General features: G+C 61.1%; 17 protein-coding genes and 1 tRNA gene. 10 read left to right on the top strand and 8 right to left on the bottom strand.

What is annotated here, in order from left to right:
* Position 1: 1 nt before the first annotated feature.
* From B058_RS0100310 to B058_RS0100290, 5 genes are all read right to left on the bottom strand, one after another.
* Entirely contained in the window at positions 2–511 is a 510-nt protein-coding gene (locus B058_RS0100310; RefSeq protein WP_018506460.1) for a DsrE family protein, read from the bottom strand.
* A gap of 33 nt (positions 512–544) precedes the next feature.
* Entirely contained in the window at positions 545–1,318 is a 774-nt protein-coding gene (gene rsgA, locus B058_RS0100305) for a ribosome small subunit-dependent GTPase A (protein ID WP_245539225.1), read from the bottom strand.
* A 101-nt stretch (positions 1,319–1,419) separates the two neighbouring features.
* Positions 1,420–1,638 carry a hypothetical protein gene (locus B058_RS0100300; protein ID WP_026240504.1) on the bottom strand — a complete coding sequence of 73 codons (219 nt, stop codon included), beginning with the start codon at positions 1,636–1,638 and terminating at the stop codon, positions 1,420–1,422.
* Between the two features lie 221 nt (positions 1,639–1,859).
* On the bottom strand, positions 1,860–2,201 hold the full coding sequence (locus tag B058_RS0100295; RefSeq protein WP_018506456.1) for a 4a-hydroxytetrahydrobiopterin dehydratase: 342 nt from the start codon (positions 2,199–2,201) through the stop codon (positions 1,860–1,862).
* Positions 2,202–2,212: 11 nt separating this feature from the next.
* Positions 2,213–2,521, bottom strand: a complete 309-nt coding sequence (locus tag B058_RS0100290; RefSeq protein ID WP_018506455.1) for a hypothetical protein — start codon at positions 2,519–2,521, stop codon at positions 2,213–2,215.
* A 110-nt stretch (positions 2,522–2,631) separates the two neighbouring features.
* On the opposite strand from B058_RS0100290, the gene orn reads away from it, so the two are divergent.
* A complete protein-coding gene (gene orn / locus B058_RS0100285) occupies positions 2,632–3,180 on the top strand; it encodes an oligoribonuclease (RefSeq protein WP_018506454.1) in 549 nt (182 codons plus the stop codon).
* A 116-nt stretch (positions 3,181–3,296) separates the two neighbouring features.
* Here the strand turns inward: orn and B058_RS0100280 are convergent, their stop codons facing one another.
* Positions 3,297–3,749 carry a DsrE family protein gene (locus B058_RS0100280; protein WP_018506453.1) on the bottom strand — a complete coding sequence of 151 codons (453 nt, stop codon included), beginning with the start codon at positions 3,747–3,749 and terminating at the stop codon, positions 3,297–3,299.
* 145 nt (positions 3,750–3,894) lie between these two features.
* Between B058_RS0100280 and B058_RS0100275 the strand changes: the two genes are divergently transcribed.
* From B058_RS0100275 to B058_RS0100265, 3 genes are read left to right on the top strand one after another with little or no spacing between them, the layout of a single operon-like run.
* On the top strand, positions 3,895–4,443 hold the full coding sequence (locus B058_RS0100275) for an RNA polymerase sigma factor (RefSeq protein WP_051082016.1): 549 nt from the start codon (positions 3,895–3,897) through the stop codon (positions 4,441–4,443).
* Positions 4,440–5,168, top strand: coding sequence for a hypothetical protein (locus tag B058_RS0100270; RefSeq protein WP_018506451.1), 729 nt, complete (start codon positions 4,440–4,442; stop codon positions 5,166–5,168). The genes B058_RS0100275 and B058_RS0100270 overlap by 4 nt, the downstream gene beginning before the upstream one ends.
* On the top strand, positions 5,155–6,957 hold the full coding sequence (locus tag B058_RS0100265) for a thioredoxin domain-containing protein (protein ID WP_018506450.1): 1,803 nt from the start codon (positions 5,155–5,157) through the stop codon (positions 6,955–6,957). The genes B058_RS0100270 and B058_RS0100265 overlap by 14 nt, the downstream gene beginning before the upstream one ends.
* Here the strand turns inward: B058_RS0100265 and B058_RS0100260 are convergent.
* Positions 6,954–8,144, bottom strand: a complete 1,191-nt coding sequence (locus B058_RS0100260) for a Do family serine endopeptidase (protein ID WP_018506449.1) — start codon at positions 8,142–8,144, stop codon at positions 6,954–6,956. The two genes, B058_RS0100265 and B058_RS0100260, sit on opposite strands and share 4 nt — an antisense overlap.
* A gap of 155 nt (positions 8,145–8,299) precedes the next feature.
* On the opposite strand from B058_RS0100260, the gene petA reads away from it, so the two are divergent.
* From petA to B058_RS0100230, 6 genes are all read left to right on the top strand, one after another.
* Positions 8,300–8,905 carry a ubiquinol-cytochrome c reductase iron-sulfur subunit gene (gene petA, locus B058_RS0100255; RefSeq protein WP_018506448.1) on the top strand — a complete coding sequence of 202 codons (606 nt, stop codon included), beginning with the start codon at positions 8,300–8,302 and terminating at the stop codon, positions 8,903–8,905.
* Positions 8,906–8,909: 4 nt separating this feature from the next.
* Positions 8,910–10,142, top strand: coding sequence for a cytochrome b (locus B058_RS0100250; protein WP_018506447.1), 1,233 nt, complete (start codon positions 8,910–8,912; stop codon positions 10,140–10,142).
* The gene (locus B058_RS0100245; RefSeq protein ID WP_018506446.1) at positions 10,143–10,868 is read left to right on the top strand and encodes a cytochrome c1; all 726 of its coding nucleotides are present in this window, start codon (positions 10,143–10,145) and stop codon (positions 10,866–10,868) included.
* 101 nt (positions 10,869–10,969) lie between these two features.
* A complete protein-coding gene (locus B058_RS0100240) occupies positions 10,970–11,569 on the top strand; it encodes a glutathione S-transferase N-terminal domain-containing protein (protein WP_018506445.1) in 600 nt (199 codons plus the stop codon).
* Between the two features lie 27 nt (positions 11,570–11,596).
* Entirely contained in the window at positions 11,597–12,001 is a 405-nt protein-coding gene (locus tag B058_RS0100235) for a ClpXP protease specificity-enhancing factor (protein ID WP_018506444.1), read from the top strand.
* 39 nt (positions 12,002–12,040) lie between these two features.
* Positions 12,041–12,116 (top strand) — tRNA-Thr (locus B058_RS0100230).
* Positions 12,117–12,186: 70 nt separating this feature from the next.
* Here the strand turns inward: B058_RS0100230 and B058_RS0100225 are convergent.
* Complete coding sequence (locus B058_RS0100225; protein ID WP_157265445.1) at positions 12,187–13,506, bottom strand: sigma-54-dependent transcriptional regulator; 1,320 nt, start codon at positions 13,504–13,506, stop codon at positions 12,187–12,189.
* Position 13,507: the final 1 nt, after the last annotated feature.

Raw genomic sequence — 13,507 nt, 5'->3', positions numbered from 1 at the left:
GCTAGCGGATCGACTCGATGTCGATCGTCTTTTCCATGACCTTGGGCACGATCAGCGCATAGCCTTGCTGTTGCCAGTGTGCCAGCTCGGTGATGGCATTGGGCACGACCTCGATGAAGTCCTGGAAATCCTCCACCTTGTAGCCGAAGTCCGCGGCCGCCTGTCCGCACACCTTGAACTTCACCCCGAGTCCGGCGTAGTAGCGCATGCGATCGACCGCGTCCTGGTATTTCGCCTCGTTCTTTTTCGCCACCGTCACGATTTCGTTGCCGTGGATCACGACGACGAGGCTCAGGTCTTCGGGCGAATAGTTGTAAGGCGCCTCCAGCAAGGGGTTCATCAGCGAACGCACCCAGTAGAGCGCACTGCCGATTTTCTGCGGGTGGTCCAGATAGAACTCGAACACGACCTTGGCGGGCGCATAGGGCGTGGCCACCCACGTTCCCGCAGCAAGCACCGAGGTGGACAAGCCCAGAAATAGGCCTGCCAACGCAATCAGAAGCGATTTCATGGTCGCTCTCCTTGCCGGGTGGAGGAGCTTGTTTTATAGGCGCTGAGCGGCGTTTTGCTGCAGGCGCCGCAGCGTCTGGAACAGCTTGAGCCGCGCCGGATCGATTTCGCCAGCCGTCGCCGCTTCCAGAAGGCGGCAACCTGGCTCGGACTCGTGCTTGCAGTCACGGAACCGGCATAGCCCCAGAAATGGACGGAACTCGATGAAGGCGTGCGCGAGGGCGCTGGCGTCCAGATGTTGCAGGGCAAACTCCTGTAGGCCAGGCGAATCGACCACAGCCGAATCGGCATCCAGACGGTGCAGACGGGTATGGGTGGTCGTGTGGCGTCCGCTGTCGAGCGCTTCGGAATACTCGGCGGTGACCGCCTCGGCATCGGGAAAGAGCGCATTGATCAGGGTCGATTTTCCCATCCCGGACTGGCCGATCAGCAGAGTGGTATGGCCCTGCAAGGCCGGCCGTAGCGGTGCGACATCGGTCAGCGCCGATAATGTGACGAGCGGGTAGCCGACGCGGGTGAGCAGCGTCAGGCGTTCGCGTGCGGCCGGTGTTTCCGGCAGGTCTGCCTTGTTGAGAATCAGCAGGCTGGCGATGCCCTGGTCTTCGGCGGCAAGGATGCAGCGCTGCACCAGTTCCATCGAGAAGCTCGGACGCGCTGCAACCACCACGGCCAGCTGCGTGACGTTGGCGGCGATGGCCTTGGATTTGAAGGCGTCGGAGCGATACAGCAGGCTGGCACGCGGATGCACCGTCTCGATCACGCCTGCATCGCCATCGCGCCGGACGTCGACGCGGTCGCCGCAGACCACGCGCAGGTGGCGGCCTTTAACCTGGCAGGGCAGGTCGCCGTCGGGGGTTGCGACGATGAAGCGGCGACTGAATGCGGCAGTGACCTGGCCGGTCAGAGTGTTCAGAATGGGGAGGTTCCGTTACCGGCCGCCCTGACCTGACTGGACAGGCCGATCAGCCGGTGTTTGCGTTTCTCGGAGAGTCTGGAATGCTCGTCTTGCAGACGCTTTTCGGCCTCGGTCGCATTCCCGTTCGGATGCAGGTTCACCATGTCCGCTGTGTATGGGTGGAACTGGGCATGCAAGCCGCGTACCTCCTCGTATCGGGACAGTTCGGACATGGTTTTGTCCGCGCCGTATATCCCCTGTCCGAGGGTGCAACGATCATCCAGGCGATTGCATCAGGGTCGAGGGGCTCCGCGCTGCTGCCGGCAAGAAATGCGGCCAAGCGCTGTTCCCACATGGCATGAGCGCCGATGATTTCCACCCGGTTCATGGTTGCGTCGATACTCCGTTGGACAAGCTGGAGGCTAAACGGATGAAAGTGCGCACATCTTGATGTTCACAGTTCCAGCAGGCTATCGACCTTGGCTGCGCAGATGAAATCATTCTCGGAGAGACCCCCGATGGCATGGGTCCAGAATTCGACCTTGACGGTGTTATAGCCGACGAGCAGGTAGGGATGGTGATCTTCGCGGTGCGATACCCACATTACGGCATTGGTGAAAGCCTGGGCATGGTAGTGATTCTTGAACGTGTATTCCTTGGCGATCTTGATACCGTCTCGCTGCCAGCCGGCAAGGCCCTTCAAGAAGGGCGCAATCTGCGCATCGGTCAGCGGCGCGACTCCGCCTTCGCAGGGCGCGCATTTCTTGCGGACGAGTTCTTCGACAATAGTGGTCATGACAGGCATCCTTACTTGAATTTGTAATATTGCTGATTGAGGTAGGCGCCGACGTGCGCCTCGTCCTCCGGGAACCAGCCAGCGCCGGTGTTGGCATTGCAACCGGAAATGCGGGCGGCGAGTTGCTGCGGGGTTTTGACCTTGCGGTCGGCGCGTGTGTAGATCTTGCTGCCGTCGTCGCCGTACATGCTGACATGGCAGCTGGTGCAGGCCTTGTCGTGCAGGGCCTTGCCGATCTTGGGGTCGCCCTTGGCAAAAGGCGCGGCGTGGACGCCGCCGGCCAGCAGGGCGCCACAGATGAGTGCGGTCACGATTTTCATGGGGATCTCCTCTTGCTTATCCGACCATTATCGTCACTGGCCTGCAATTGCGCCAGCGCGGAATGCATCGTGTGCGAAAATAGCGGCCTGTTTTTCGAAGGAACGTTGATATGGCCCTGAACCCCACGCATCTGCTCTGGCTCGACATGGAAATGACCGGCCTGTTGCCCGATACCGACCGCATCATCGAACTTGCCATCGTCGTGACCGATGCCGACCTCAATACCGTGGCCGAGGGTCCGGTGCTGGTCGTGCACCAGCCCGACGAGGTGATGGATGCCATGGACAGCTGGAACAAGGGCACGCATGGAAAGTCCGGGCTGATCGACCGCGTCAAGGCCTCGCAACTGAACGAAGCCGAGGTCGAGGCGCAGATGCTGGAATTCGTGAAGCAGCATGTGCCGGCTCGAACCTCGCCGATGTGCGGCAACTCGATTTGCCAGGACCGCCGCTTCATGGCGCGCTATATGCCGCAACTGGAAGCGTTCTTCCATTACCGCAACCTGGACGTCAGCACCTTGAAGGAGCTGGCCAAGCGCTGGCGGCCAGGACTGTCCGAAGCCTTCAAGAAATCCAACAGGCACGAAGCACTGGCCGATATCTACGAATCCATCGACGAGATGAAGTACTACCGCGAGCACTTCATCCGCGCGGAATAAAAAAAAGCGGCCGGCCGGCCGCTGCAGGAGGAGACAACCGTGAATCTCGTGGAATTATTCTCGAAATCGGCTGACACCCTGGATGGACCGCCGTAACCGGCGGTTCCGGGCAAGGATCAGGGCTTGATGTAGACGTAACCTTCCTTGGCCTGCAAACGGGCAAGTTCAGCCACACCGGACGGTACCACCTTGGCTTCCATGATGACCGCGTCCGGGCCCAGTTTGCGGGACATGAGGGTGTTGTTGCAGACGCGGAAATCAACGCCGCGATTCTTCAGCGCGGCGACCTGGGATTCAAAAGCGCCCTTGTCATCCTTGGCGTCGTTGAGCAGGAAATCGATACCTTTACCGTGAGCCACCACGACGATCTTGTCGGTCGGGCTGGCGTTGAGCTCGTTGTTGATATTGTTCATGGCGGCACGGGCGACGGAGGCATCATTGATGTGGTAGACGACTTTTGCCTCGTCGGAGGCGGCTGGGGCGGCGGCTTCAGCCTGGGGAGCGGCGTGAGCCATCGGAGCGCAAGCCAGAAACAGGGCGGCAAGCAGCGGGGTGAGAACGCGGGTCATAGAGGTCTCCTGAGTTGATATGAATAAACCGGCTTTATTGGGTAAGCCTGTAGATAGGACGGACCTACTGGAACGCTTATTCCATTCCGGAGCGCGCTTTTTTCTGGAATAAAAGGACTATCTTTCCCGTCAACCGGACATGATCATGCTCAGTCGTCTTCTTTTTGGCCCGCCTCGCCCCGGTATCGAAGCCTTGCGCCCGGTGCTCTACCGAATCGCCTTCGCCTGGTGCCATGACGCCGCGCTGGCTGACGATCTGGTTCAGGAAGCCCTTTCCAAGGGCTGGACGCGGCGCGGCCAGTTGCGCGACGAATCGTCCCTGAAGGCATGGATGGTGTCGATCATGAACCACTGCTGGCTCGATCACTTGCGCAGCCGGCGCGACTTTGACGATGTCGAGGACTGGCAGGACGAACTCGAATCCACGGCAGACACTCCCGATGCCTGTTGCGATCGCGAACAGGTGATCACCTGCGTACGCAAGGCCGTGGAACGCCTGCCGCTCGGACAGCGTCAGGTTCTGACGCTGGTCGATCTGGAAGAGTTCAGCTATGCCGAAGTGGCCGGGATCCTGGACATCCCGGTCGGTACTGTGATGAGCCGTCTGTCGCGTGCGCGCGCATCCCTGAAAAGCCTGCTGGGGCCTGCAATGCGGCAGCCGGCAGCCCAGCCGCAATTGAGGAGGGTCAAATGAAATCCGCTGTTTCGGATGAGATTCTGCATGCCTTCATCGATGGCGAACTTGATGTGGCCGAGAGCGAAACGCTGATCGCGCGGATGCAGCAAGACCCAGTGTTGGCGCAGCGCGTCTGTGCGTTGCGCAGCCTGCGCAGCATGGTCAAGCTGGCGTACGCCGAGCCGCCGGTCATCGACGCTCGGCCGCCCGTTCATCGCCGGCAGTTGATGCAACGCTGCGCATTCGGCTGCCTCGTTCTGCTCGTCGGCTTGAGCAGTGGCTGGGCTTTGCGTGGACTGGCGTGGCAGCAGGCAGGCGTCACACAGCCTGCTGCGGTTCCGGATGGGTATCGGACGGTCAGCCTGGCGCGCGAAGCCGATCCCAATCGCATCATCCTGCATATCGACAGTGCGGCACCGGAGAAGATGCGCGCGGCGCTGGATCGGGCCGACCAGCTGCTGGACGACGCGGACCGGCAGGGGCGTGCCATGCAGCTCGAGGTCATAGCCAACAGCCATGGCCTCGAGCTTCTGCGCGCCGGTCATAGTCCCTACGCAGAACGTATCGCACGCATGAGGCAGCACCACGCAAACCTGCAGTGGGTGGCGTGCGGCCAGACGATTGCCCGTTTCACCAGCGAGGGCCAAAAAGTGGAGTTGCTGCCTGCCACCCGGACGGCCCCCACTGCCATCGGCGAAATCATTTCCCGGCTCCAGCAAGGCTGGACCTATGTTCGGGTTTAAGCGCGAAACCGTTCTTGCCGTCCTGATGCTGTTCCTGCTGTTGCCCGCACAGGCGAGCGCAGCCCCGCTGGTCAATCGACTCGCCGATCATCCGTCTCCCTATCTGGCTTTGCATGGACACGATCCGGTGGCCTGGCAGGAATGGAATGCCGCCACGATTGCGCGTGCGCGACAGGAAAACAAGCTGCTGTTCGTTTCGGTCGGCTATTTCGCCTGTCACTGGTGCCATGTCATGCAGCGCGAGAGCTACAAGAACTCGCAGATTGCGGCCTTGCTCAACCGCGACTTCATCCCGGTCAAGGTCGATCGTGAGCTCAACACCGGACTCGACGATGCCCTGCAAACATTTTCCGCTCGTCTTCAGGGCGCGGCGGGCTGGCCTCTGAATGCCTTCGTGACGCCGGAAGGCTATCCGGCGTTCACGGTCTTGTATGCGCCTCCCGACGCATTCCGCACGCTGTTGACCCAGCTTTCGGCACGCTGGAAATCGGACCGGGCCGGCATTCGTCGGCTGGCTTCGCTGGTTGCGCCGCCGCCAGCGCAGCCGCCAGCAGACGCACCGCTGACGGCTGCGCGGAGCGAACAGGCCTGGGAACGCTTCATGACCGGTGTGTGGCAGGAGGCCGACAGTCTGCATGGCGGTTTTGGGCAGGTCAGCAAATTTCCCATGGCACCGCAGTTGAGCGCCTTGCTGGATCGCCAGGCGCAGCAACCTGACGCCAGGCTGGGCGAATTCTTGCGTCTGACATTCGACCAGATGGCGGCGCGCGGCATGCGGGACCATATTGGCGGCGGGTTTTTCCGCTATACCGTCGATCCCGACTGGGACACGCCGCATTTCGAGAAAATGCTCTACGACAATGCGCAACTGGCCGTGCTGTATCTGCGCGCCGCGACGGTATTGGAACAACCCCGTTATCGCGAGGTCGCCCGCAGTGCGCTCGGGTTCATGCAGGATGAATTGCGGGATGCGCGTGGCGGCTTCTACAGCAGCACGTCGGCGGTCGACGCGGCCGGGCGCGAAGGCGCCACGTATCTATGGACGCCCGATGAGCTGAAACGGCGCCTGCCGCCAGCGGTGTACGCGGCCGCGCACCGGGTGTGGCGCCTCGATGCGCCGCGCAGTTTCGATGCGGGCTACCTGCCTGCGGAATATGTTCCCCCCACGGCGGACGAACGCTCGTTGCTGGCCGAAGCCGCGCATATCCTGTATCCCGTGAGGCGCATGCGCAGCCTGCCCAAGGACGACAAGTTGAACGCCGGGCTGAACGGTCTCGCGTTGTCGGCGTTCAGCCAGGCCAGCCGGCTCGATCCGGGCTACCGCCGGGAGGCCGACCGCTTGCAGCATTTCCTCTTGACGCGGCTGGCCAGGGACGGCCGGCTGGTGAAAGCGATGGCGCATGGCCAGGTCCTGCCGGATGCGGAGCTGGAGGATTACGCCTATGTGGTGCAGGGTCTGCTCGACCATGCCGATGCCACGGGCAACGCACAATCGCGCGAACGGGCCCGGCAGCTTGCCCATACTGCCTGGCGCTTGTTCTGGCATGCGGAGGGCTGGAAGCGCGAGGCACAGCCCTTGCTGGCGACCTTGCAGGCCGAACCGGTGCTGGACGACGGCGCGCTGTATTCACCCTCCGACGTGCTCATCCTGGCCAGCCTGCGCGTACAGGATCCCGTTTTGAATCAGCAGGCGCGCCGTGCCGCGCGGTGGCGCCTGCCGGCCATGGAGCAGGACCCGTACGCCTATCCTACGCGTACGCGCGTGCTGGCGCGTATCCAGCCGGACTAGTTGATCTCGGGCTCGGGCGCCTGCGTCGATTCCACCGTGCGCTGCATGTGGCGCCGGCCGACCTGGATTTTCAGATTCAAGGTCTGCTGTTTGCGTGCGAGGGTCAGTTGTGCGTCTTCGCCCGGTTTCAGCGCGGCAATCAGATTGAGCAGCGATGCGGAGTCGACCACCGCGCGGCCGTTGACGGCCAGCAGGATGTCGCCTGGACGGATGCCGCCGACGTCGGCCGGTCCTCCTTTCAGCACGCCGGCGATCAAGGCACCTTCCGCGCTTTTCAGGCTGAACGATTCAGCCAGTTCGGGGCTCAGATCCTGTACCTCGACGCCGACCCAGCCACGCGTCACGCTTCCTGATTTGATGATCTGCTCCATCACCTTGCGGGCGATGCTGACCGGAATGGCGAAGCCGATGCCTTGCGAACCGCCGGTACGCGAATAGATTGCGCTGTTGATCCCGACCAGATTGCCGGACGCATCGACCAGTGCACCGCCCGAGTTGCCGGGGTTGATGGCGGCGTCCGTCTGGATGAAGTTCTCGAACGTGTTGATGCCCAGATGGGTGCGTCCGAGCGCGCTGACGATGCCGGCAGTGACGGTCTGGCCGACACCGAACGGATTGCCGACTGCCAGCACCCAGTCGCCCACTTCGAGGCTGTCGGGTTCGGCAAAGGTGATCGCCGGCAGGTCGCTGGCATCGATTTTCAGCACCGCCAGATCGGTCTCCGGATCGGAGCCGACCACGCGGGCGGGTACGGTCTTGCCGTTGGCCAAGGCCACCTGGATTTCGTCGGCGGCTTCGACGACGTGCTGATTGGTGAGAATGTAGCCGTTTGGACTGATGATCACGCCCGATCCCAGATTGGATACTTCGCGTGGGCGCGCATCCAGCCGATCGCCAAAGAAGTACCGGAAAATCGGATCCTGCAGGGCAGGGTGGGCCGGACTGCTGACTTTTTGCTGCGTGAAGACGTTAACCACCGCCGGGATCACTTTCTGTGCCGCCGGGGCAAAGGATTCGACGGGCGTGAGCGTACGGCTGGCGGGTTGCGTGGCCTGCTGGATGGTCAGGCTCGGCGCTTGTGTCTGCCAGCGCAGAAGTTCAGGTTTGAACAGGGCAATGATGAACAATACGCCCAGTGCCACGGTAGTGGTTTGAGCGAAGAGCAACCAGAATTTTCGTATATGCATTTCGATTAAATTCAGAGACTTGGCGTAATTTTTCAGCGGGATGATTATAGCCCAGCGTGAGTGGCGATTGAGTCTTTGCTGCGACGGGCTTCCGGTGAGGGTGGCAATTTGGTTAGAATGCCGGTTTTATCGCAACACGTTCAGGTTAGGGAAACATGAGCCAGGAAGCCGATGGGCAAAAAGTGGACACACGTAAACGAAAATTCCTGATCGCCGCGACCAGCGCCGTTGGAGGGGTTGCCGTGGCGGGAGTGGCTGTGCCGCTGGTGATGAGCATGCTGCCAAGCGCGCGCGCCAAGGCTGCAGGCGCGCCGGTTGAGGTGGATATCAGCAAAATTGAGCCTGGTATGCTGTTGACGGCTGAATGGCGCGGCAAACCGGTGTGGGTCGTCAATCGCACCAAGGAAATGCTCGATCTGATGGCCAAGCACACCGACAAGCTGGTCGACCCGAACAGCGAGCAGCCGCAGCAACCTCCCTACTGCAAGAATGCCACGCGCTCGATCAAGCCGGAATTCCTGGTGGCCGTGGGCATCTGCACCCACCTTGGCTGCTCGCCTACCTATCGCAAGGAAGTCGGTGCCGCCGATCTCGGCGCCGACTGGCCGGGCGGCTTCTTCTGCCCCTGCCACGGTTCGCGTTTCGACCTGGCGGCCCGTGTGTTCAAGAACGTGCCGGCCCCGACCAATCTGGTGATCCCGCCTCATCAATACCTCAGTGCCGGCAAGATACAGATCGGTGTGGACGCAAAAGGAGCCTAAAAGAATGTCTGCCCTGCAAAAAATGATGGGTTGGGTCGATGACCGCTTCCCTCTCACCGCCACCTACAAGGCGCATCTGTCCGAGTACTACGCGCCCAAAAACTTCAACTTCTGGTATTTCTTCGGCTCTCTGGCGCTGCTGGTGCTGGTGATGCAGATCGTCACCGGCATTTTCCTCACCATGAACTACAAGCCGGATTCGATGCTCGCCTTCGCATCCGTCGAGTACATCATGCGCGACGTCGACTGGGGCTGGCTGATCCGCTACATGCATTCCACCGGCGCCTCGATGTTCTTCGTCGTCGTCTACCTGCACATGTTCCGCGGCCTGATGTACGGTTCCTACCGCAAGCCGCGCGAACTGATCTGGATCTTCGGCGTGCTGATCTATCTGGCGCTGATGGCCGAAGCCTTCCTCGGCTACCTGTTGCCGTGGGGCCAGATGTCATACTGGGGCGCGCAGGTGATCGTCAACCTGTTCGCTGCGGTGCCGTTCATCGGCGACGACCTGTCGATCTGGATTCGCGGCGACTACGTGATTTCGGACGCCACCCTGAACCGCTTCTTCGCGTTCCACGTCATCGCCCTGCCGCTGGTGCTGATCGCGCTGGTAGCGGTGCACCTGGTGGCATTGCATGAAGTCGGCTCGAACAACCCCGACGGCATCGAGATCAAGAAGAAGAAGGACGCCAACGGCATCCCGCTCGATGGCATTCCCTTCCACCCGTATTACACGGTGAAGGACATCGTCGGCGTGATCGTCTTCCTGATGGTCTTCTCGGCAATCGTGTTCTTCGGTCCCACCATGGGCGGCTATTTTCTGGAAGCCAACAACTTCATCCCGGCCGATCCGCTGAAAACGCCGCCGCACATCGCGCCGCTGTGGTACTTCACGCCGTTCTACGCCATTCTGCGCGCGGTGCCGCCGATGTTCGGCTCCCAGTTCCCCGGCGTCGTGGCGATGGGCATGTCGATCGTGCTGATCTTCTTCCTGCCGTGGCTGGACCGCGGCAAGGTCAAGTCGATTCGCTACCGTGGCCCGATCTACAAGATCATGCTGGCCCTGTTCATCGTGTCCTTCGTGGGCCTCGGCTACCTTGGCCTGCTGCCGCCCTCTCCGGTGGCGACGATTATTGCCCAGACCTTCTCAGTGATTTACTTCCTGTTTTTCCTGTTGATGCCCTGGTATACCTCGATTGACAAAACCAAACCGGAACCGGAAAGGGTGACTGGCTAAATGAAACGCTTGAAAAATTTTCTTTTCCTGCTGATGGCGGTGCCCGTCATCGCTGTTGCCTCCGAGGAGGGGCCGCGTCTGGACAAGGCGCCTGTCAACCTGTCCGACCAGGCATCCCTGCAACGCGGCGCACGCATGTTTGTGAACTATTGCCTCAACTGTCACAGCGCTGTCTCCATGCGTTATTCGCGCATGCAGGATCTTGGGCTGACCGAAGATCAGATCAAAGAAAATCTGATGTTCGCGGCCGAGAAGCCCGGCGAGACCATGACAGTTGGCATGGACAAGAAAGAGGCCAAAAACTGGTTTGGCTCTGCTCCGCCCGACCTCAGCGTGATCGCCCGCGCACGCGGCTCCGACTGGTTGTACACCTATCTGCGCGGCTTCTATCGTGACGATACCCGTCCCACCGGCTGGAACAACGTCGTGTTCCCCAAGGTGGCGATGCCGCACGTGCTGTGGAGCCTGCAAGGTGAGATGGTTCCGGTCATGAAGAAGGAAGGCGAGCATGAAGTTATCGAACGCCTCGAGTTGGCCAAGCCCGGCAGCGTGACTCTGGCCGAATACGACGCCATGGTCGGCGATCTGGTCAACTACCTGACGTGGATGGGCGAGCCCGCCCAGCTCGAACGGAAGCAGCTCGGACTATTCGTCCTGGCCTTCCTGGCATTCTTCTTCGTGGTGGCCTATTACCTGAAGAAAGAGTTCTGGAAAGACGTTCACTGAACCCGGCCTAGCCGTTCGCCAACAGCCGGACTGTGTCCGGCTGTTGGCGTTTTAAGCCTTAAACACACGCAATACGTGCAACACGAGAGGGAGCCCCCGCCATGATGACCCTGTATTCCGGCAGTACCGACCCGTACAGCCATCGCTGCCGCATCGTCCTGTTCGAAAAGGACATGGATTTCGAAGTCATCGATGTGGACATGCACAACAAGCCGGAAGAAATCGCCAGCATCAGCCCGAGCGGCAAGATGCCGGTGCTGGTCGAACGCGACCTGATCCTGACCGAATCCAACATCATCAACGAATACATCGACGAGCGTTTTCCCCATCCGCAGCTGATGCCGCCGGATCCGGTCATGCGTGCCCGCGCCCGTCTGGTGCTGTTCAATTTCGAGCACGACCTGTTCACCCACGTCAATACGCTGGAACACAGCCTCGGCAAGGCCTCGGACAAGGCGCGCCAGGAAATCCGCGACAGCCTGTCGCAACTCACGCCCATCCTTACCAAACAGAAATACCTGATGAACGACGAGTTCTCCATGCTGGACGTCGCCATTGCCCCGCTGCTGTGGCGCCTCGAGCACTATGGCATCGAGTTGCCAAAGGTGGCTGCGCCGGTGCTCAAGTACCGCGAACGCCTGTTCAGCCGCCCGGCCTTCATCAATGCGCTGACGCCCACCGAAAAGGCGTTGCGCAAGTAAGCGGAGAAGGGACTAAGGGCAGCGCAGGTGGCTGAGATTTCAACCAAACCGTACCTGATCCGCGCACTGTACGAATGGTGCACGGACTCGGGCTATACGCCGCAGCTGCTGGTGTCGGTCGATGCGCGCACGCGCGTACCGCTTGGTTTCGTCAAGGATGGCCAGATCGTGCTGAACGTCAGCGCCGGTGCTACCCGTAATCTCACGCTGGAGAATGACTGGATCCAGTTTTCCGCGCGCTTCGGCGGTGTTTCGCATGAAATATCCATTCCGGTAGATCGGGTCGCGGCCATCTTCGCGCGCGAGAATGGGCAAGGCCTGCATTTCGAGCCGGTCGATGCGCCCGGGCCGCCCGAGCAGACGCCGCCGCCCGTAGCGGACGAATCATCCGCTCCGCCCAGAGGCAAGCCCTCGCTCAAAGTCGTCAAGTAATCGCTCAAGGCGCGCGGCATCGCTATAATGTCGCCCGTCGCCGCTTTAGCTCAGTTGGTAGAGCAACCGCCTTGTAAGCGGTAGGTCGTCAGTTCGATTCCGACAAGCGGCACCACATACGTTAAAAGACCCGCCGAGCGCGGGTCTTTTAACGTATGTCGGGATGGCGAGCGATTTGCCTTGCCCTATTCGATTCCCAGCCGTTCGAGCCGGTAGCGCAGGCTGCGGAAAGTGACGCCGAGCAGGCGGGCAGCGGCAGTCTTGTTGTAGCGTGTCTGTTCCAGTGCTTCGAGAATAGCGGTGCGTTCCATCTGGTCGAGATAGTCCTGCAGAGGATATTTGCTGCCGGGCGCGGTTCCGGTTGCGGGCAGGGTGGGCGGTGTCAGGTTGAGGTCGGCGGCGTTGATGTGCTGACCTTCGCACAGCGCAAGCGCGCGCTCCAGCGTGTTTTCCAGTTCACGTACGTTGCCAGGGAAGGCATAGGCACAGAGCGCCTGTTCCGCATCGCGATCCAGCTTGACGTCGGCCCCCCCCAGCTTGTCGAGCAGAAAACGCGCCATTTCCGGGATGTCTTTGGCGCGGTCGCGCAAGCTCGGCATGACGAGATCGATCACATTCAGCCGGTAATACAGGTCCTGGCGAAAGCGACCTGTTTCCACGAGCGCGGACAAATTCTGGTGCGTGGCGCTCACGATGCGGACGTCGATGGGCTCCTCGGTCGTGGCACCGACCTTGCGTACTTTCTTTTCCTGCAGCACGCGCAGCAGCTTCACCTGCATCGACAAAGGCAGATCGGCCACCTCGTCGAGAAACAGGGTGCCGCCGTTGGCTGCCTGAAAGAAGCCGTCGCGGTCGGCGACGGCCCCCGTGAACGCGCCTTTTCGATAGCCGAAAAATTCGCTTTCCATCAGTGTTTCGGGAATCGCACCGCAGTTGACCGCGACGAAGGGCTTGCCGGACCGGTTGCCGAGACGATGGATCAGGCGTGCCGCGAGTTCCTTGCCGCTGCCCGATTCGCCTGCGATATGCACCGGCGCCTGGGTCCGTGCGAGTTTGGCAATGCGTGCGCGGATGTCCTGCATGACGACCGATTGACCGATCAGTTCTCGGGTTGGGTCGTCTGCCTGCGTGGATTCGGGAATCGCTAGCGCGGATTTGACCAGGGTACGCAGCTGGTCGAGCGCCACCGGTTTGGCCAGATAATCGAATGCGCCCGCTTTCAGCGCGGCGACGGCGTTGCCGGCATTGCCGTAAGCGGTGATGACGGCCACCGGGACCGGTAGGGCCAGTGCGCTGGCGCAGGCAATCACGTCCAGCCCTTCGCCATCGGTCAGTCGCATATCGGTCAGGCAGAGATCGTAATGTGTCTGCCGCAGTCGGGCCTGCGCCTCGGCAACGCTGACGGCGCGATCGGTTTCCAGCCCCATCTTGACCAAGGTCAATTCCATCAGATCGAGCAGATCAGGCTCGTCGTCAACCAGCAGAATGCGTGGAGAGGTTGCCATG

Source organism: Thiobacillus thioparus DSM 505 (assembly GCF_000373385.1).
GTDB lineage: Bacteria > Pseudomonadota > Gammaproteobacteria > Burkholderiales > Thiobacillaceae > Thiobacillus > Thiobacillus thioparus.
This window is presented reverse-complemented; position numbering and strand designations above follow the sequence as displayed.